The following is a 17,988-nucleotide window of genomic DNA, read 5'->3' as shown; positions in this document are numbered from 1 at the left end:
GAAAAATGAGATCGGCGCCTTTCAACTCCTGTTTAAACGCGCATCTTGTCCGAAAACCGTTTCCATCTTTTCGGGATGCGCTTAAATGTGAAAAAGCCGTGATCCAATCTGCGCTCATTTTCATTCTTGGCGTTCTTGTGGCGGTTTTCGTCGTGGTTCTGCTTGGTCCGTCGGTCTGGCGTCGTGCATTTTTTCTTGCACGGCGCCAAATCCATGCTGAGCTTCCGATGACGCTTGCAGAAATCAGAGCCGAGCGTGACGGATTGCGCGCGGAGCATGCGGTTGCCTACAGCAAGCTTGAGCAGAAGTTGCGTCTTGAGCGGGAAAAGTCATCCGAACAGCGCATGACGATTGGCAGGCAATATGACGAACTTAAACGGTATGCCGCGCTCGAAGAGGATCTCGCCAAGCTGAGAGAAACGCTGGCTGAGCGGGATAAGAACATACAGGACATGATCGTAGAACGCGATAATTCTGCGGAAAAGTCAGAAATTATTGAGGCTGAAGTTCAACGTCTGCAAAATCATCTTTCGTCTCTCGAAAATCTGTCCGATACGCTTCGCATCGAACTGGGAGCCAAAGAGGCTGATCAAAGTCGTCTGATGAATGAAATGAGCGAAATGCGTCGGGAACGGAAAGATGCATCTGCGCGCTATAATGAGGTTTCGACGCAATTGACCGCAGCACAAACAGAACTGAAAACTGAAAAGCGCCGTAATGCGGAGTTGCAACAGAAGCTGGACAAGCTGATTTCAGAGTTTTCGGATGCGCAGGAGCGGCTTGAACGCCATATGCGCAGTGGTCCCACACCCGGCGCACAGCCTGTTATGTCGGTAGACATGGTCAAAGAAAACGCGATTCTTCGGGAAGAAATGGCGGCTTTGGCCGCACGGATGGTTGCGGCAACTGCCGAAAAGGAAGGTGAGGACTCACCTATCCCTGCGCTTATCAAAGAAGACAGCTCTGAAAAGAGTGATAAAGCACGACCCAAGAGCCTTGCATCGCGGATTCGCGAGTTACGCTAGAGCCTATCGCGCTTAGTCGCCCCCAATATGCTCGCTCTATCTTCTTGTTTTAAGCATGATCCCACGCAAAACGGCTTCGCACTTTTGCTGGAAATGCCTTAAGCGCTGTCATTCCTATTCCTATAATCAGAATTGACCAACGAAAAACCCCGGCCAGTTGACCCAGCCGGGGCTTAATTTGCGTTTCTGCCTTTTCCGAAGAATCGGGCAGACTCTTAGTGTCTGTATTGCTGGATTCGTGTCGTCCTGAGACCGGCGAGACCATGCTCATCGATCGAGGATTGCCAACCCAGAAATTCCTCCACCGTCAATGTATAACGCTGGCATGCTTCCTCAAGACTGAGAAGCCCACCGCGAACAGCGGCGACAACTTCAGCCTTTCGGCGAATGACCCAGCGCCTTGTATTGGCGGGGGGGAGGTCAGCGATGGTCAGCGGGCTGCCATCGGGACCAATAACATATTTTATACGCGGTCTTGCCAGATCGGTCATTGTACTCTCTACACAACACTCAAGGACCTAATCGAGATTGAGACTAACCGCACAGCTTTAAGAATTACCTAAACTGCTGGTAACTCTCTGGTAACACTTGCAAAAAAAAGCCTTATTTAGAGAGAAAGTTTTAAAAAGGCGCCTTTTCCCGCCCTTTGCCTGAAGGATTCACGCGAAATTGTGACCGCATGGCTGCAAAATGCGCCTTGTTTTTACTGCGACATCTTGGCAAGTACCCCCTATGTGACCTATATAAGGCGCAAATCTGAACTGTGAGAAGCAGGGCCTTTGCCCGGAAGCTGGATTTAATCATGAGCCTGAACAGCCTCGATCTGCCGGGAAAGCCGGAAGACACGCGCGTTGTCGTTGCCATGTCGGGTGGCGTCGATTCCTCTGTTGTGGCCGGTATCCTCAAACGTGAAGGCTATGATGTTGTTGGTGTAACGCTGCAGCTTTACGATCATGGCGCGGCTGTGCATCGCGCTGGTTCGTGCTGTGCGGGGCAGGATATCGAAGATGCCCGTCGCGTTTCAGAAAGCCTCGGCATTCCACATTATGTGCTGGATTATGAAGCGCGTTTCCGTGAAGCCGTGATCGATCCATTTGCGAATTCCTATGTGAGCGGTGAGACACCGATTCCTTGCGTTTCCTGCAATCAGACTGTCAAATTCGCCGATCTGTTGCAGACGGCACGCGAACTGGGGGCAGATGCACTGGCGACCGGGCATTATATCCGTAGCCGTATCAATGGCGATCACCGTGCGATGTTCCGCCCGGTCGATACGGACCGCGATCAGAGCTATTTCCTGTTTGCGACCACGCAGGAGCAGATTGATTATCTGCGCTTCCCACTTGGGCATTTGCCGAAGGCGCAGGTCCGCGAAATTGCTGAAGAAATGGGCCTGACGGTTGCCAAAAAGCAGGACAGTCAGGACATTTGCTTTGTTCCACAGGGCAAATATTCCGACATTATTTCCAAGCTGAAGCCGGAAGCTGCGACGCCGGGCGATATTGTTCATATTGATGGGCGTGTGCTGGGTCGCCATGAAGGGATTGTGCATTATACCGTTGGTCAGCGTCGTGGAATCGGCGTTGCAACAGGTGAGCCGCTTTATGTCGTGCATCTTGATGCTGCCAATACGCGGGTGATTGTTGGCCCGCGCGAGGCACTTGAAACGCACAAGGTGTTTTTGCGCGATGTGAACTGGCTTGGCGATGATGCGCTTGACGCACTCCCCGAAGGCGGCGTCGAAGTGTTTGCCAAGGTTCGTTCAACGCGTCCACCGCGTCCTGCTGTGCTGCATCATAGAGATGGCAAGACCTGGGTCGAGCTGGTGGATGGCGAAAGCGGTATCGCACCCGGTCAGGCCTGTGTCCTTTATTCGGACGACAGCAATACGGCGCGGGTATTTGGCGGTGGCTTTATTGGTCGCTCCGAACGTGAACCACGGGCGGAAGAAATGCTGCGCCGTCTGGCTGCCAATGCCGGCAATGTTTCAGCGGCCTGAGTGCTGTTGTTCTTGATTGAATATGAAAGCCTCCGGCATTTGCCGGAGGCTTTTTTGCGGTCAGGTAAACTTACTGAAGCGGGAGAGGGCAATCCCGGAGGCCGTGGCGACGTTAAGGCTGTCAAAGCTTTTGGACATAGGAATGCGCGCACCGGTCAGTCGTTCGAGTAGATGCGCTGGAAGTCCGTCACCTTCCGTGCCAAGCAGCAGCGCCTGACGTTTATGCTGCGGTGCCTGATAGATATTCATTTCAGCGGATGGACTGAGCGCCAGGATATCGAATTGCGCTGCTTGCAACGCTGCGACAATCGTTTCAATGGATGCGCCGTGAAAATAGGGGACTTTCAGCGTCGCTCCGACAGAAACACGGATCGCTTTTCGGTAAAGCGGATCGCAACAGGTTTCATCCATCAGAACACTGTCAGCTTCGAAAGCTGCGGCATTGCGAAAGATCGAGCCGAGATTGTCGTGATTGGATATGCCGCATAAGACAACGACCAGCGATGTTTCTGGCAACTGGCTGATTATTTCGCCAAGTTCTGATTGCGGTTTGCGGCGTCCGACGCCCAAAATTCCGCGATGGACGTGAAAGCCGGCCACTTCGTCCATGACTGACTGCGGAACAGAATAGACGTCGACACCGGCTGGCAGATGATCAAGCTGTTCGCGAAGGCCGTTCAGACGATTTTCCAGAACAAGCAGCGATTCCGTTTCAAAACGGGCCGATTCTGAAAAGAGAACATTCAGGACGACTTTGCCCTCAGCAATAAAACGCTGATGGCGACCGATCAGATCTTTTTCACGTATGTTTTTGTAGGGAGACAGGCGCTGATCGCCGGGATCAGAAATTTCTACGACAAAGTCGTGCGATCCGGTTTGGGGTTCCTTCATCGCACGACTTATGCCTCATAGGATGTGCTACTGGTGAACGACCGCCGCCATTTCACGTCGACGCGGTGTTGGACTCATATACAGACTTGAAAGCGTAGACAACATCAGTTCGATATGCGGCGATGAAACGATGTAATAGATCGTTTGAGCATCGCGTCGCGTCGATACGAGATTAAGGGCTCGTAGCTTGGCAAGGTGTTGCGAAAGTGCGGATTGGCTAAGATCAATAGCCTTGGCCAAGGCGCCGACTGACATTTCATTGTGCAAAAGCTTGCATAAAATGAGCAGTCGCTTGTTGTTTGCAAGTGCTGATAAGAAATCGGCAACTTGATCTGCATTATCTATTAAATCAATAAAATTATTATCTGTAGTCATTCGCGGTCATACCCCCGTAAGACTGCATCGGTTAAAAAAATGCCCGCCACTTTTTAGTGTGGCCGACAATTCAAAACTAATACTATATTGATAAATTGAAAAGCCCTTGCTTATATTCGTAGACATAAAAGGTTTGTATATATGTCCCAAAACTTTTGGCTTTTTGTTTCAGGCGCAATCTTTCAGCCGCTTGGCAAGCGCGTCGCTGCACTTTTCGATGGAATCGCAGGGGGATGAAAAATGCTCGCGGACAATTTGATCACCATTGGCGAGATTAAAGCCATCAGGATCTAAGCCTGTTATTTTCCAATTTGCCAAGCTGTCTTTAATACCAGCTATATAGGCTTTAATCGCTGGAGCGTACTGCTGGTTGAGTATCTCGAGCGCTTGTTGCTCGCCTGATGCTATCGCTTTAGAGGCGGACTGGTCGCTGATTAAATCGTCATGCGTTAGATCAAAAGCTCTGCCAAAACCCCCGTTCAAACTAGCGGTTTCCACGTTTAGCCGGAAGAAAATGAAGTCGCCTAAATCGACGTAAAGCTTGCCCTTTGGATTGTGATTGAGATAGCGCCGCCGAATTTGGGGATATTCCGGCGAATTGCGGTCCACTTTTTCAGCTTCGCAGTGAAGTGTTACGCGCGCGTGCGCCAGCGGATCACCTTTGCCCACTTCGCCTAAAAGCAACGAACAGGAAGGATGCGCAATGAGGCTGGGCGTGTGTGCCGCAAGGCCTGAGACAAGAATGATCGGCGTTCCATCCGTATCCGTTGCAACAGCAACACGCGTTGCGATTGGCTTGCCGGTTTTTGCGTCGAGAACGGCCAGTGCGCCATAGCGTGATACCCGTAACATAGTCTGCGCAAGCTGAATTGCTTCGGGCGTCGTGGGGCGAATGGGATTGATCTCTGGCATTGCAACGGGTCCTCGTTCGAATATGTTTTGATTACAGCATAAGTCCTGCCGGAGCGAAACGAGGATTGATAAGATTATGCTTAATTTGCGTGATTGCATCGAAATGAAAACAGTCTCACGGCTGCTGCACCGAGACTGCATGTCAAAAATGAGAAAACCGTACCTCTTTCATATTCGTTAGAAGGCAATGCTGGAGATGTGTTTCGCCCCTGGGGACAGGCATCGTAACAAAGCAAATAATATTATAAATAATCCGTGCTTAGCGCAATTTTCTATAAAATAATAAGATTGAGAAATGAAAATCTAATTCGATCGGCCAAAAACAGTTGAGAATGCGACATTATTTTAAAAATTCCGCTTGCATTGTGACATGGCAAGCGTTTCGATAAGAGCAGGTTGCGTGCTTAGGGTGCGCGCAATAATATTTCCGTGGAGGCGGGCACCAAATGAAATTTTATAAAACACTCCTGGCGGCAACGGCAGTTGTCGCTCTCATGAGCGGCGCGGCATCGGCAAAGACCTTTGTCTATTGCTCGCCTGCATCGCCTGAGGGCTTCGATCCGGCAGCTTACACAGGCGGTGATACGTTTGATGCGTCCGCGCATCCTGTCTATAACCGTCTTGCAGAATTCAAGAACGGCACGACGGAAGTTGTACCGGGCCTTGCTGAAAGCTGGGACGTTTCTGAAGATGGTAAGGAATACACCTTTCATTTGCGCAAGGGTGTCAAGTTCCATTCGAGTGACAATTTCACGCCAAGCCGTGATTTCAACGCCGATGACGTGATCCTGTCCTTTGACCGCATGGGCAACAAGGAAAATCCTTGGCACGAATATACAGCGGGGATCACCTACGAATATTTTGATTCCATGGAAATGGGGTCGCTGATCAAGGAAATTCAGAAGATCGACGACAACACGGTCAAGTTCGTGCTGAATCGCCCTGAAGCCGCATTCCTTGCCAATATTGCGATGCCTTTCGCTTCGATTATCTCGAAGGAATACACGGACAAGCTTACAGCGGATGGCAAGCAGTCGGATCTCAATCAGGTTCCGGTTGGCACTGGTCCCTTCCAGTTTGTTGCTTACCAGAAAGACGCAGTTGTTCGCTTCAAGGCTAACCCTGACTATTGGGGTGGAAAGCCAAAGATCGACGATCTCGTCTTTGCAATCACCACTGATCCTGCCGTTCGCGCGCAGAAGCTCAAGGCTGGCGAATGCCACCTGATGTCTTATCCCGCACCTGCTGACATCAAGGGTCTTCAGGCTGATAAGAACCTCAAGGTTGACGAACAGGCCGGCCTGAACGTTGCTTACTTCGCCTACAACACGATGGTCGCTCCATTTGATAAGCCAGAAGTGCGCAAGGCGCTCAATCAGGCTGTCAACAAGCAGGCGATCATCGATGGCGTTTATGAAGGTCAGGGCCAAGTTGCCAAGAACCCGATCCCACCGACAATGTGGGGTTATAACGACAAGATCGAAGACGACAAATACGATCCGGAAGCTGCTAAGAAGGCTCTTGAAGCGGCTGGCGTCAAGAATCTGAAGATGAAGCTGTGGGCGATGCCTGTCAGCCGTCCTTACATGCCAAATGCGCGCCGTACAGCTGAACTCATGCAGTCCGATCTCGCCAAGGTTGGCGTGGATGCGGAAATCGTTTCGATGGAATGGGGTGAATACCTCAAGAAGTCGGGCGAAAAGGACCGCGACGGCGCTGTTATCCTTGGCTGGACCGGCGATAATGGCGATCCGGACAACTTCCTCGGCACGCTTCTCGGCTGCGCTGGCGTTGGCTCGAACAACCGTGCTCAGTGGTGCTATCAGCCATTTGAAGACCTGATCCAGAAGGCAAAGGTTTCGACGAACCACGACGAACGTGTGAAGCTTTATGAAGAAGCTCAGGTGATTTTCAAGGAGCAGGCTCCATGGAACACCATTGCGCATTCGACGGTTTTCGTGCCGATGTCGGCCAAGGTTACCGGCTTCAAGCAGAGCCCGCTTGGCGATTATCGCTTCGACGAAGTTGATATCGCAGAGTAATATTTAACAACACCAGCGGCCGGGTGTGGAGGTTTCCTCCGCACCCGGTCGGAGTTTTTGTATGTTTCGTTTTGTATTAAACAAACTTCTTTATCTGATACCGACATTTATCGGCATCACGATTGTCGCTTTCGCTTTCGTTCGCGTGTTGCCGGGGGATCCTGTCCTTCTGATGGCGGGCGAGCGCGGCGTCAGTCCTGAGCGCCATGCGCAGCTATTGTCCCAGCTCGGGTTTGATAAGCCCATTTGGGAGCAATATCTTCACTATGTGTGGAACCTCCTGCATGGTGATTTCGGGCAGTCGCTTGTAACGAAAAAGCCAGTGCTGGATGAGTTTTTCTCCCTGTTCCCCGCGACGGTTGAACTTGCAGTCTGCGCCATTATCGTTGCCGTTGCATTGGGGATTCCCGCAGGTGTTTTTGCTGCTGTAAAGCGCGGTTCCTGGTTCGATCAGGGCCTGATGGGCATTTCGCTTGTTGGCTATTCGATGCCGATTTTCTGGTGGGCCTTGCTGCTGATCATCCTGTTTTCAGGTGTTTTGCAATGGACGCCGGTTTCGGGTCGTATCTCGTTGCTTTACTACTTCCCGCCTGTGACCGGCTTTATGCTGATTGACAGCCTGTTGTCTGGCCAGAAAGGCGCGTTTGCTTCCGCAGCTTCACACCTCATTTTGCCGACCATTGTGCTTGCAACCATTCCACTTGCGGTCATTGCGCGCCAGACCCGTTCGGCGATGCTGGAAGTGCTCGGTGAAGATTATGTGCGCACCGCACGTGCAAAGGGTCTGCCGCTTCGTCGCGTGATCGGCCTTCACGCGCTGCGCAATGCGATGATCCCGGTGATCACGACGATTGGCCTGCAGGTTGGCGTGCTGATGGCAGGGGCGATCCTGACGGAAACCATTTTCTCATGGCCCGGTATTGGCAAATGGATGCTCGATTCCATTTTCCGTCGTGACTATCCGGTCGTTCAAAGCGGTTTGCTCATCATTGCGTTCATGATCATGATCGTAAACCTGATCGTTGATCTGCTTTACGGTCTTATCAATCCGCGTATCCGGCATAAGTGAGGGTATCATGACACACTCAGCAATTCAGCCGGAAGCCGCAAACGACGTCGGAAAAATCCGCGCGTTGAAAGATTTCTGGTTCTATTTCAGCGTCAACCGCGGCGCTGTTCTTGGTCTTTTCGTATTTCTTGCGATTATTCTGGTTGCGATTTTCGCGCCTTTAATTGCACCGCATAATCCGGTCGAACAGTTTCGGGATTTTGTTAAGGTCCCGCCGTTCTGGGAGCAGGGCGGGACGACGCAGTTTCTTCTGGGCACAGATGCGGTGGGTCGCGATATCCTGTCCCGCCTGATTTATGGCGCACAATATTCGCTGCTCGTAGGCTTCGTGATCGTCATCATTTCGATGTGCCTTGGGATCACCATCGGCCTCATCTCCGGTTATTTCGGTGGTGGCGTTGATACGATCTTCATGCGCATTATGGATGTTATTCTGGCCTTTCCATCGCTGTTGCTGGCACTGGTGCTGGTGGCCATTCTCGGACCGGGTCTGATCAACGCAATTCTCGCAATCACGCTTGTGCTGCTTCCGCATTTTTCGCGTCTGACCCGTGCGGCGGTGATGGCTGAAAAGGAGCGCGAGTATGTGACTGCGTCTAAGCTCGCGGGCGCAAGCAAGTTGCGTCTGATGTTCAAGACGATTCTTCCAAACTGTCTTGCGCCTCTTGTGGTTCAGGCAACCATGTCGTTCTCTAACGCTATTTTGGACGTTGCAGCGCTTGGATTCCTTGGCATGGGTGCGCAGCCGCCGACACCGGAATGGGGCACGATGCTCGCGGAAGCGCGTGAGTTCATTCTGAGTGCCTGGTGGATTGTGACTTTCCCCGGTCTTGCGATCCTGATCACCGTTCTCGCGATCAATCTGATCGGCGATGGTCTGCGCGATGCGCTTGATCCGAAACTGAAGAGGAGCTGATCGATGGCTTTGCTTGATATCAAGAATCTCACGGTTTCGTTTGAAACATCCACCGGGCCTTTCAAAGCAGTCGATGGCATCGACATCTCGGTGGATAAGGGCGAAGTCCTTGCTATCGTGGGTGAGTCGGGTTCGGGTAAGTCGGTTGGTATGCTTGCAGTCATGGGTCTGCTGCCCAAAACTGCCACGGTGACCGCCGACAGGATGATGTTTGACGGCAAAGACTTGCAGGCAATGTCTGACAAGGAGCGCCGTCAGATCATCGGACGTGATATTTCGATGATCTTTCAGGAACCGGTTGCGAGCCTTAATCCGTGTTTCACGGTCGGCTATCAGCTTGAGGAAGTGCTGAAGCAGCATATGGGGTTGAGAGGTTCGGCCAGTCGCGCACGCGCGATTGAACTTCTTGAACTGGTCGGCATTCGTGATGCGGGCGAACGCCTGTCGAGCTTTCCGCACCAGATGTCGGGTGGCCAGTGCCAGCGTGTGATGATCGCGATTGCGATTGCGTGCAATCCAAAGCTGCTGATTGCGGATGAGCCGACAACTGCGCTTGATGTGACGATCCAGAAACAAATTCTTGATCTGTTGATGCGTCTCCAGGTCGAGCATGGCATGGGCCTCATCATGATCACGCATGACATGGGCGTTGTTGCGGAAACGGCTGACCGTGTGATCGTTCAGTATAAGGGCCACAAGATGGAGGATTCTGACGTCTTGTCGCTGTTTACGGAGCCTAAGCACCCTTACACACGCGCGCTGCTTTCGGCGCTGCCGGAAAATGCGACCGGTGATCGTCTGCCGACGGTTTCCGACTTTGTGTATCAGAACAGTGCGGCAGGAGAAGCGTGATGAGCGAGATTGTTCTCGAAGCGCGCGACATCAAGCGCGATTACCATGTTGGTGGCGGTCTCTTTGGCAAGCCGAAAGTCGTCCATGCCGTTAAAGGTGTGAGCTTCAAGGTTGAGAAGGGTAAAACGCTGGCAATCGTTGGCGAATCGGGTTGTGGCAAGTCAACGCTTGCGCGCATTCTGACGATGATTGACCCGCAGACATCCGGCGAATTGCTGATTGGTGGACAGGATGTCAATATTGCCCGTGATGGTCTGACCGCCGAAATGCGCCAGAAGGTGCAGATCGTGTTCCAGAACCCTTACGGCTCGCTCAACCCACGCCAGAAGATCGGTGATGTGCTGGCGGAGCCTTTGCTGCTCAATACCAAGATGTCAGCAGCGGAACGCCGTGAAAAAGCAATGGAAATGCTGCTCAAGGTTGGTCTTGGCAAAGAGCACTTCAATCGCTATCCGCACATGTTTTCGGGCGGCCAGCGTCAGCGTATCGCGATTGCACGTGCCTTGATGCTCAATCCGAAGCTGCTCATTCTTGATGAGCCGGTTTCGGCACTTGATCTTTCGGTGCAGGCGCAGGTGCTTAATATTCTTGCGGATTTGCAGGAAGAGTTTGGCCTGACTTACGTGTTTATCAGCCACGATCTCTCGGTTGTGCGTTATATCGCTGACGATGTGATGGTGATGTATTTTGGTGAGGTTGTTGAGTACGGCTCGCGTGATGACGTCTTCAACAATCCACAGCATGACTACACGAAGAAGCTTTTTGCAGCCACACCGCGTGCCGATGTGGATGCGATCCGCGCCCGTGTTGCAGCGCGTGCGGCAGCACGAGAATCAGCAAGGGCGTAAAGCCTTCTATCGATAATAAAAACGCCGCCCTTTGAGGCGGCGTTTTTGTTTGTTTTTTGTCTTGTTTATCGCTGTTGGTGCCACGCGAGCGCGCGCACAATGTCATCCGCATTGACCTTGCCGATGATGGCGCCGTTTTCGACGATGCCCACATCGCCGCTGCTGTCTGCAACAGCGCTCATCAACTCGCGCACAAGCGTCTCACGGCGTGTGGTGGCGGCAAAGGGGCGGGGTGCCGCGTTCCGGTCAAAAGGTGTCATGATATCGCCTGCGCGCAAGACACCAAGCGGGTTCATATGGGCGACAAAATCCGCTACATACTGATTGGCAGGCTGCAAGAGAATTTGCTGCGGTGTGCCGCACTGGACGATCCGCCCCCCTTCGAGGATGGCAATGCGGTTGCCGATTTTCATCGCTTCATCGAGATCGTGACTGACGAAAACAATGGTCTTCTTGAGCCGCGACTGGAAGGTCAGAAGCTCATCCTGCAAACGTGTGCGGATCAGCGGATCGAGCGCTGAAAAAGGCTCGTCCATCAGCAGGATCGGCGCGCCGGTTGCAAAGGCGCGGGCCAGGCCCACGCGCTGCTGCATGCCGCCGGAAAGCTCGCTTACTTTGCGGCTGGCCCAATCCTGAAGACCCACCAGCTCAAGCTGCTGGCGTGCTTGTGCAAGCCGTTCCTGCTTACCCATGCCGGATATTTCGAGACCAAAGGCCACGTTCTCTTCAACGCTTCGCCATGGCAGCAGGCCAAACTGCTGAAAAACCATGGAAACGAGTTCGGTTCGAAGATGCCGCAATGTCTTGCGGTCTGCTTTTCCCACGTCAAATGTACGTTCGCCATCACGGATCAAAACGCGGCCTCGTGAAATCGGATTAAGGCGATTGATGGCGCGCAGAAGCGTCGATTTGCCAGAGCCCGACAATCCCATCAGGACAAGAATTTCGCCTTCCTGAATGTTGAGCGAGCAATCATGCACGCCCAGAACGAGATCGGTTTCAGCCTGAATTTCTGAGCGCGATGCCCCGCGATCAGCCAGTTCCAGCGCGCTATCGACATTTTTGCCAAAAATGATGCTGACATCTTCTACAGAAATGATCGTCATAGTCGGCTCTCCTATTTTTCGCGCCCGGCGCGGAAGATGCGGTCGAGCACAATGGCAACCACGACGATAACGAAGCCCGACTCAAAACCGAGCGAAGTGTTGACCGAGTTCAGAGCGCGAACCACTGGAACGCCAAGTCCATCAGCCCCCACAAGCGCTGCAATCACCACCATGGAGAGTGACAGCATGATCGTTTGTGTCAGGCCTGCCAGAATTTGCGGCATCGCGTAGGGCAATTCGATCTTCCAGAGAAGTTGTCGGCGAGATGCGCCGAAGGCTTCACCGGCTTCAATCAGAGCGGAGGGCGTGGACGAAATGCCCAAATGTGTAAGACGTACTGGCGCGGGCAAAACAAAGATCGCCGTTGCCAGAAGTCCCGGCACCATGCCGATGCCGAAGAAGACGATGGCCGGGATCAGATAGACGAATGTTGGCAGCGTCTGCATGAGATCGAGAATGGGCCGCATAACAGCATAAAGCGTGGGGCGGTGTGCGGCTGCAATGCCAAGCGGCACACCGATTGCCATACAAAGAAAACAGGCTGATAGAACCAGCGTCAGCGTTTTAAGTGTCGCGTCCCAATAGCCCTGATTGATGATGAACAGAAAGCCGATGATGGTGAGGATCACCACGGATATGCGGCGCTGTATAAACCAGGCTATGGCTGCAAAAATGAGGATCAGAACAAGCGGGTGCGGCAGTTGCAACAGGTACAGCAAGCCATCAATAAGCCACTGCATGACAGCGGCCAGCGTATCAAAAAAGCCGCCCATATTGTCTGTAAGCCAGTCGACTACCGACTTTGCGGTGGGTCCGACCGGAATTTTATAATCCGTCAGCCAGTTCAACGATTGTGACTCCTGCTGCGTGCTTTCTGGTTTTCATCTTGTGCAAAAGAGTAGGCCGCGGGGTCCCGCGGCCTTTTTATGCGTGAACGTTACAGGCCGAGTGTCGCTTTCACAGCTGGCAGACCTTCCTTGCCGTCAACGGTTGTGACGCCATCAAGCCATTTGTCGAGGACAGCAGGATTCGCCTTGAGCCATGCGGTTGCAGCTTTCGCCGGTTCTTCGCCATCATCCAGAATCTTGCCCATGATCTCGTTTTCCATTTCAAGCTGGAATTCGAGATTGGTCAGGAATTTGCCGACATTGGGGCATTCCTGCGCATAGCCTGCGCGGATATTGGTTTCGACCGTTGCGCCGCCGAGATTCGGCCCAAAAAAATCATCGCCGCCGGTGAGATAAGCGATTTCAAAGCGCTTGTTCATCGGATGCGGCTCCCATGCGAGAAAGACAATCGGGTCTTTGCTTTTAATGCTGCGTGCGACCTGCGCCAGCATTCCCTGTTCAGAAGATTCCGCCAATTCAAACGATTTCAGACCAAACGCATCTTTGGTGATCATGTCGAGGATGAGACGGTTGCCGTCATTGCCCGGCTCGATGCCGTAAATCTTGCCGCCGAGCTTATCCTTGAAAGTGGCAATGTCCTTGAAGTCCTTGAGACCTTCGTCATAGGCATATTTTGGCACAGCCAACGTATATTTTGCGCCCGTCAGGTTTGTGCGCAGCGTCTCGACGCTTTTGTCATCAAGATATGGTTTGAGATCGGCGCTCATGGACGGGTTCCAATAGCCGAGGAACACATCGATGTCCTTCTTGCTCAGCGACGCATAGGTCACAGGCACGGAAAGAACCTTGATGTCGGTCTTGTAGCCAAGGCCTTTGAGAATTTCAGTGGCGACAGCCGTGGTCGAAGTGATGTCGGTCCAGCCAACATCGGAGAAGCGCACCGTTGAGCAGCTCTCAGGCTCGGCAGCCTGGGCTGCTGCGGGAATCGCAAAAATTGCTGTGGTGATAGCCAGCATATTCAGGGCGCGTTTCAGCGAAGGCGTCGATGTGGACTTCATTTTTCTCTCCATTAACCGGGCCGTTTTGACGGTTGATTGTTTTTCCGGTTCCAGCTTTTAGCAAACACCAAAGATTTCGCCGATCAAGTACCATTGCGGCGAAAATATTTCTGATTGCGACTTTCGGGGGCGTTGTACTCGTTTTTCTGGACCGGCAGGTAAAAAATTCGGCACATAAAGCGTTCTGGCCGAAGCAGGGTGAAGTGGCGCCATGTTACCCACCGCTTGTTTCGTTTCAACCCTCGCAACAGGAAAAGCTTCGATAATTGGTGTGAGACGCTGCTCAATGGTTGTCGAAAAGCCAGCCACACTCTATTTGAGGAGGGTAAAAGTTGTCAGCGCATGCTGGCCAGTGCTGGACGGGATTTTTAGCCCGCCATTGCCGGTAAGGTAAAAGTGTCAGAGAGCCTGTCATTGCAGGCAACAGGAAGGACTTGATACAGTGTGGAATGCAGTTCGGGGCGTTTTCTCCTTCCTTGGCCGTTTTATCGCGGCATTGGCACGATTGATCGCGGTTCCGCTTGGCGCTCTTTGGAGGCTTTTTATGAAGCTCGGAAATTTGTGGAAACTTGCCGTTGCAGTGGTCGTGATCGGCTTTGGTGGCCTTTATGCCTATTTTATCTGGCAAACACAGGCCTGGGCAAATTTCAATCCAGACTATCCGGCCAAGTATAGCTATCAGGATGCGGTTACGCCTGGCGAGCAGGTTCAGAATACGCCTGCACCACTTGCGGCAACACAGGAACCTGTAACGCCAACGCCGTCTGAAAGCAGCATCAGCGGAACAGACACCACGCCTGCCGCTGGCGATGCCGACACGGCAACACAGCCTGATAGTCAGCCTCAAACGCAGCCGATGCAGGCCGCACAGATCCCTTCGACTGCGCGCAAGTGCTCGCCATCGGCCATTGCCGAAGTCGCTGCTGATCTCACGGATTTCAACGTCAATCAAAATGCATGGATTTCTTCCATGCTGCTTTACAAACTTGGTTTTTTCGGTCTCGACTGGGACCGGACGCCGTTCCTGGATAACAAGGCTTCGTTCCAGCGCGGCATCAATTCAGCGGTGCGCCGTACCGCCATTGAACTGGTGGATAATATTGGTCGTCTGCGTGGTACATCGCAGATTGATAGCGATCTGCAAAAGGCACGCGGCAACCTCCAGTTTGCAGAGGATGCGTGGTATTTTGGTCTGAGCCCCTTTGGTCCCAAGACCCCGACGCCAAGCTACTATCGTTCGGCGATCAAGGATCTGCGCTCCTTCAATACGCGGCTTGAAAACTGTCAGGCGACGTTTGATGCACGTGCAGACAATCTGATCCAGTTTGTTGATCGTATTGCCAGTGATCTTGGCTCAACCTCTGCGATCCTCAAGGATCGCGCCGAGAATTATCATGCCGGTTGGTTTGATACCCGTGCCGATGATCGCTTCTGGTTCGCCTATGGTCAGCTCTACGCCTATTACGGTTTGCTGCGTGCGGCGCATTCGGATTTCCGTGCTGTGCTGGCGGAGAAGCATCTTGACGGTGTTTGGGACGAAATGGAAAAGCAGTTGCGTTCGGCGCTTGATATGCAGCCATTCATCGTTTCCAACGGCAGCCCGGATGCATGGTTTACCCCGTCGCATCTGACAACTATGGGCTTTTACATATTGCGCGTTCGCTCCAATCTGGTGGACATCAAGCAAGTCTTGGAGCGATAGTCTTTAATGGAATTGCCATCACGACTGCGACAGTCCGTCGATGCTGCGCTTGAGGGCGTGGCATTGGCTGATCTGAAACGCGCTTCCGATATGCTGTCGCGTCGTTATCGTGCGGAAACGCGCGATGGGCGGCTGCATATTTCGGATGAGCTTGCTGCAAAAGCTTATCTGGCTGCACGACTGCCTGCGACCTATGCCGCCGTCCGTGCGAGTTTAGAGAGTGTTGCAGAGGTATGCCCTGATTTTGCACCGCAGACCATGCTGGATGTCGGCTGCGGGCCGGGGACGGCCCTATGGGCTGCGCGCGAATGCTGGCCTGATTTATCATCTGCTACCATGATCGAGGCAAGCCCGGCCATCCGCGCGGTTGGAAGCAAGCTTGCCGAAAATATCGGTCTTGATACGGAATGGCGCGCGGGTGATCTGATTAAGGAAAAGCTTGATTTTCCAAAGGCTGATCTTGTGACGATTGCCTATGTTCTGGATGAGCTGGCGCCTCTTGATCGACAAACACTTATTGAGAAACTTTGGGCATCGGCCCGACAGAGCTTTGTCATTGTCGAACCGGGGACGCCTGCTGGCTGGCAACGTATTCTGGACGCGCGCAAGGTGCTTATCGCCAAAGGCGCTTACATTGCAGCGCCCTGTGCTCACCAGCTTGAGTGTCCACTGATTGCACCGGACTGGTGCCATTTTTCGCGCCGCGTTGCGCGTTCGCGTATTCACCGTCTGACCAAAGATGCGGAAGTGCCGTGGGAAGATGAGAAGTTCATCTATCTTGCAGCGACACGCGATCCGTCCCTTCATGCTTCTGCGCGGGTGATCGCACCGACGCGTGTCGGTGGCGGCAAGGTCTCAATCAAGCTTTGTAATGAGAATGGATCTTCGGAAGAACGCCTTGTGACCAAGCGTGACGGCGAGCTTTTCCGCTGGGCTCGCCGTGCTGATTGGGGTGACGCTTATTTATGACGCCTGAAGCGCTGTTTGTGCTGCGGGTCTGTTGATGATGAACACCATTGCCGCCGCTGCAAAGCACAGGGCTCCTGCAAGGATGAGAGCTGGCAGGTAGCTGTCATAATCGGTGCGGACAAAGCCCGCGAAGGCTGCTGCGGCTGCTGCTCCCACCTGATGGCCTGTGAATACCCAGCCGAAAACCATTCCAGCTTTTTCGGGGCCGAATTTTTCAGCGGCAAGCTTCACGGTCGGTGGAACGGTTGCAACCCAGTCGAGGCCGTAGAACACAGCGAAAAGGGCGAGCTCATAAAGCGTGAAATCGGTGAAAGTCAGATAGATCAGCGATAATCCGCGCAGCGCATAGAACCAGAACAGCAGCCAGCGATTGTCGAAGCGATCGGAAAGCCAGCCAGCGCCGATCGTACCGATCAGATCGAACGCGCCAATGACCGCCAGAATGCCGGCGGCACCGACTGGCACGATGCCGAAATCACCGCAGAGGGCAATCCAATGGGTCTGGATCAGACCGTTGGTTGAAAAGCCACAGACAAAGAAGGTGATGAACAGTACCCAGAAGGTCGAGGTTGACGATACTTCGCGCAAGGTGATCAGCGGTGACGCAAGCAGCGATGCAAAGCTTTTCTTTGGTTCAGGAGCGGGAAGGGGGGCCGTGCGGCCATAAGGCTTGAGGCCGATATCTGCCGGGTGATCACGCATCAAGACGAGCACCAGCACCAGTGCTGTCATCAGAAAACCAACAACAATGGTCAAAGATGTGCGCCAGCCAATCGTCTGGCTGACACTTGCAAGAATGGGCATGAAGACAAGCTGGCCGGTCGCATTGCTGGCCGTCATGAGGCCAACCACAAGACCGCGACGCTTTTCAAACCAGCGTGCAGCAACGGTTGCGCCCAGAACGAGTGCAGTCATGCCGGTACCAAGGCCGATTATGATGCCCCAAAGACCGACCATCTGCCATTCTTGCGTCATGAAAATCGACCCGATCAGCCCACCGGCGATCATGACAAGTGCCGTCGCAACGACACTGCGCAAGCCGAACTGGTTCATGAAAGCCGCCGCAAAAGGCCCCATCAGTCCGAAGAGCACCAGACGCAGCGCCATGGCGAAGGAAATATTGGCATTGGTCCAGCCAAATTCTCTCTGAAGCGGTTCAATGAGAATGCCAGCCGAGCCCATTGCCGCAGCGGTCGCAAGCATGGTCACGAATGTGATGGCAGCAACAACCCATCCATAATGGATGTTTCGTTCCTGAAGAAAGCTGGCAAGTCTCGCAGAAATCATCGTCGATGCTTTCGGACGTGGGCTGATGTTTTGAACAGCCGCAAATTGAAGGTCAACCCGGTCGCCAGTTAAAGGCACAATGGGCTTTG

At 53.0% G+C, this 17,988-nt stretch carries 17 protein-coding genes; 9 read left to right on the top strand and 8 right to left on the bottom strand.

The window, feature by feature from the left end; genetic code table 11:
* Positions 1-122 precede the first annotated feature (122 nt).
* Entirely contained in the window at positions 123-1,025 is a 903-nt protein-coding gene (locus VBH83_RS08095; RefSeq protein ID WP_265985706.1) for a hypothetical protein, read from the top strand.
* A 215-nt stretch (positions 1,026-1,240) separates the two neighbouring features.
* Here the strand turns inward: VBH83_RS08095 and VBH83_RS08090 are convergent, their stop codons facing one another.
* On the bottom strand, positions 1,241-1,516 hold the full coding sequence (locus VBH83_RS08090; RefSeq protein WP_109707414.1) for a DUF1153 domain-containing protein: 276 nt from the start codon (positions 1,514-1,516) through the stop codon (positions 1,241-1,243).
* 311 nt (positions 1,517-1,827) lie between these two features.
* Between VBH83_RS08090 and mnmA the strand changes: the two genes are divergently transcribed.
* The gene (gene mnmA, locus VBH83_RS08085; RefSeq protein WP_265985624.1) at positions 1,828-3,024 is read left to right on the top strand and encodes a tRNA 2-thiouridine(34) synthase MnmA; all 1,197 of its coding nucleotides are present in this window, start codon (positions 1,828-1,830) and stop codon (positions 3,022-3,024) included.
* A 60-nt stretch (positions 3,025-3,084) separates the two neighbouring features.
* Here mnmA and VBH83_RS08080 read toward each other — a convergent pair whose 3' ends face one another.
* The 3 genes from VBH83_RS08080 to VBH83_RS08070 all read right to left on the bottom strand — a co-directional run bounded on the left by VBH83_RS08080 (position 3,085) and on the right by VBH83_RS08070 (position 5,202).
* Positions 3,085-3,915, bottom strand: a complete 831-nt coding sequence (locus VBH83_RS08080) for an RNA methyltransferase (protein WP_265985623.1) — start codon at positions 3,913-3,915, stop codon at positions 3,085-3,087.
* Between the two features lie 27 nt (positions 3,916-3,942).
* Complete coding sequence (locus tag VBH83_RS08075; protein WP_396997102.1) at positions 3,943-4,290, bottom strand: ArsR/SmtB family transcription factor; 348 nt, start codon at positions 4,288-4,290, stop codon at positions 3,943-3,945.
* A 168-nt stretch (positions 4,291-4,458) separates the two neighbouring features.
* A complete protein-coding gene (locus VBH83_RS08070) occupies positions 4,459-5,202 on the bottom strand; it encodes a HugZ family protein (RefSeq protein WP_265985621.1) in 744 nt (247 codons plus the stop codon).
* Between the two features lie 446 nt (positions 5,203-5,648).
* Here VBH83_RS08070 and VBH83_RS08065 point away from each other — a divergent pair, with 446 nt between their 5' ends.
* The 5 genes from VBH83_RS08065 to VBH83_RS08045 all read left to right on the top strand — a co-directional run bounded on the left by VBH83_RS08065 (position 5,649) and on the right by VBH83_RS08045 (position 10,929).
* A complete protein-coding gene (locus VBH83_RS08065) occupies positions 5,649-7,244 on the top strand; it encodes an ABC transporter substrate-binding protein (RefSeq protein WP_265985620.1) in 1,596 nt (531 codons plus the stop codon).
* A 61-nt stretch (positions 7,245-7,305) separates the two neighbouring features.
* Positions 7,306-8,313, top strand: coding sequence for an ABC transporter permease subunit (locus tag VBH83_RS08060; protein ID WP_265985619.1), 1,008 nt, complete (start codon positions 7,306-7,308; stop codon positions 8,311-8,313).
* 7 nt (positions 8,314-8,320) lie between these two features.
* Positions 8,321-9,229, top strand: a complete 909-nt coding sequence (locus tag VBH83_RS08055; protein ID WP_265985618.1) for an ABC transporter permease subunit — start codon at positions 8,321-8,323, stop codon at positions 9,227-9,229.
* A gap of 3 nt (positions 9,230-9,232) precedes the next feature.
* Complete coding sequence (locus VBH83_RS08050) at positions 9,233-10,081, top strand: ABC transporter ATP-binding protein (RefSeq protein ID WP_265985617.1); 849 nt, start codon at positions 9,233-9,235, stop codon at positions 10,079-10,081.
* Entirely contained in the window at positions 10,081-10,929 is an 849-nt protein-coding gene (locus tag VBH83_RS08045) for a dipeptide ABC transporter ATP-binding protein (protein WP_265985616.1), read from the top strand. The genes VBH83_RS08050 and VBH83_RS08045 overlap by 1 nt, the downstream gene beginning before the upstream one ends.
* Before the next feature lie 65 nt (positions 10,930-10,994).
* Here VBH83_RS08045 and choV read toward each other — a convergent pair whose 3' ends face one another.
* From choV to VBH83_RS08030, 3 genes are all read right to left on the bottom strand, one after another.
* The gene (gene choV, locus VBH83_RS08040) at positions 10,995-12,035 is read right to left on the bottom strand and encodes a choline ABC transporter ATP-binding protein (protein WP_265985615.1); all 1,041 of its coding nucleotides are present in this window, start codon (positions 12,033-12,035) and stop codon (positions 10,995-10,997) included.
* Positions 12,036-12,046: 11 nt separating this feature from the next.
* The gene (gene choW / locus VBH83_RS08035) at positions 12,047-12,883 is read right to left on the bottom strand and encodes a choline ABC transporter permease subunit (protein ID WP_265985614.1); all 837 of its coding nucleotides are present in this window, start codon (positions 12,881-12,883) and stop codon (positions 12,047-12,049) included.
* Between the two features lie 89 nt (positions 12,884-12,972).
* Positions 12,973-13,941, bottom strand: coding sequence for a choline ABC transporter substrate-binding protein (locus VBH83_RS08030; protein WP_396997097.1), 969 nt, complete (start codon positions 13,939-13,941; stop codon positions 12,973-12,975).
* Between the two features lie 544 nt (positions 13,942-14,485).
* On the opposite strand from VBH83_RS08030, the gene VBH83_RS08025 reads away from it, so the two are divergent.
* Positions 14,486-15,643 (top strand): DUF2333 family protein, encoded by a 1,158-nt coding sequence (locus tag VBH83_RS08025; RefSeq protein WP_323054555.1) that lies wholly within the window; start codon positions 14,486-14,488, stop codon positions 15,641-15,643.
* 6 nt (positions 15,644-15,649) lie between these two features.
* Positions 15,650-16,612, top strand: a complete 963-nt coding sequence (locus VBH83_RS08020) for a small ribosomal subunit Rsm22 family protein (protein ID WP_265985612.1) — start codon at positions 15,650-15,652, stop codon at positions 16,610-16,612.
* Here the strand turns inward: VBH83_RS08020 and VBH83_RS08015 are convergent.
* Positions 16,607-17,899, bottom strand: coding sequence for an MFS transporter (locus tag VBH83_RS08015; RefSeq protein WP_396997094.1), 1,293 nt, complete (start codon positions 17,897-17,899; stop codon positions 16,607-16,609). The two genes, VBH83_RS08020 and VBH83_RS08015, sit on opposite strands and share 6 nt — an antisense overlap.
* Positions 17,900-17,988: the final 89 nt, after the last annotated feature.

It is taken from the genome of Ochrobactrum sp. S1502_03, assembly GCF_044435015.1.
Classification (GTDB): Bacteria; Pseudomonadota; Alphaproteobacteria; order Rhizobiales; family Rhizobiaceae; genus Brucella; species Brucella chromiisoli.
This window is presented reverse-complemented; position numbering and strand designations above follow the sequence as displayed.

Coding starts and splice junctions, on each gene's coding strand:
- VBH83_RS08090 (WP_109707414.1), bottom strand. CDS start 1,516: ATGACCGATCTGGCAAGACCGCGTATAAAATATGTTATTGGTCCCGAT.
- mnmA (WP_265985624.1), top strand. CDS start 1,828: ATGAGCCTGAACAGCCTCGATCTGCCGGGAAAGCCGGAAGACACGCGC.
- VBH83_RS08080 (WP_265985623.1), bottom strand. CDS start 3,915: ATGAAGGAACCCCAAACCGGATCGCACGACTTTGTCGTAGAAATTTCT.
- VBH83_RS08075 (WP_396997102.1), bottom strand. CDS start 4,290: ATGACTACAGATAATAATTTTATTGATTTAATAGATAATGCAGATCAA.
- VBH83_RS08070 (WP_265985621.1), bottom strand. CDS start 5,202: ATGCCAGAGATCAATCCCATTCGCCCCACGACGCCCGAAGCAATTCAG.
- VBH83_RS08065 (WP_265985620.1), top strand. CDS start 5,649: ATGAAATTTTATAAAACACTCCTGGCGGCAACGGCAGTTGTCGCTCTC.
- VBH83_RS08060 (WP_265985619.1), top strand. CDS start 7,306: ATGTTTCGTTTTGTATTAAACAAACTTCTTTATCTGATACCGACATTT.
- VBH83_RS08055 (WP_265985618.1), top strand. CDS start 8,321: ATGACACACTCAGCAATTCAGCCGGAAGCCGCAAACGACGTCGGAAAA.
- VBH83_RS08050 (WP_265985617.1), top strand. CDS start 9,233: ATGGCTTTGCTTGATATCAAGAATCTCACGGTTTCGTTTGAAACATCC.
- VBH83_RS08045 (WP_265985616.1), top strand. CDS start 10,081: ATGAGCGAGATTGTTCTCGAAGCGCGCGACATCAAGCGCGATTACCAT.
- choV (WP_265985615.1), bottom strand. CDS start 12,035: ATGACGATCATTTCTGTAGAAGATGTCAGCATCATTTTTGGCAAAAAT.
- VBH83_RS08030 (WP_396997097.1), bottom strand. CDS start 13,941: ATGAAGTCCACATCGACGCCTTCGCTGAAACGCGCCCTGAATATGCTG.
- VBH83_RS08025 (WP_323054555.1), top strand. CDS start 14,486: ATGAAGCTCGGAAATTTGTGGAAACTTGCCGTTGCAGTGGTCGTGATC.
- VBH83_RS08020 (WP_265985612.1), top strand. CDS start 15,650: ATGGAATTGCCATCACGACTGCGACAGTCCGTCGATGCTGCGCTTGAG.
- VBH83_RS08015 (WP_396997094.1), bottom strand. CDS start 17,899: ATGATTTCTGCGAGACTTGCCAGCTTTCTTCAGGAACGAAACATCCAT.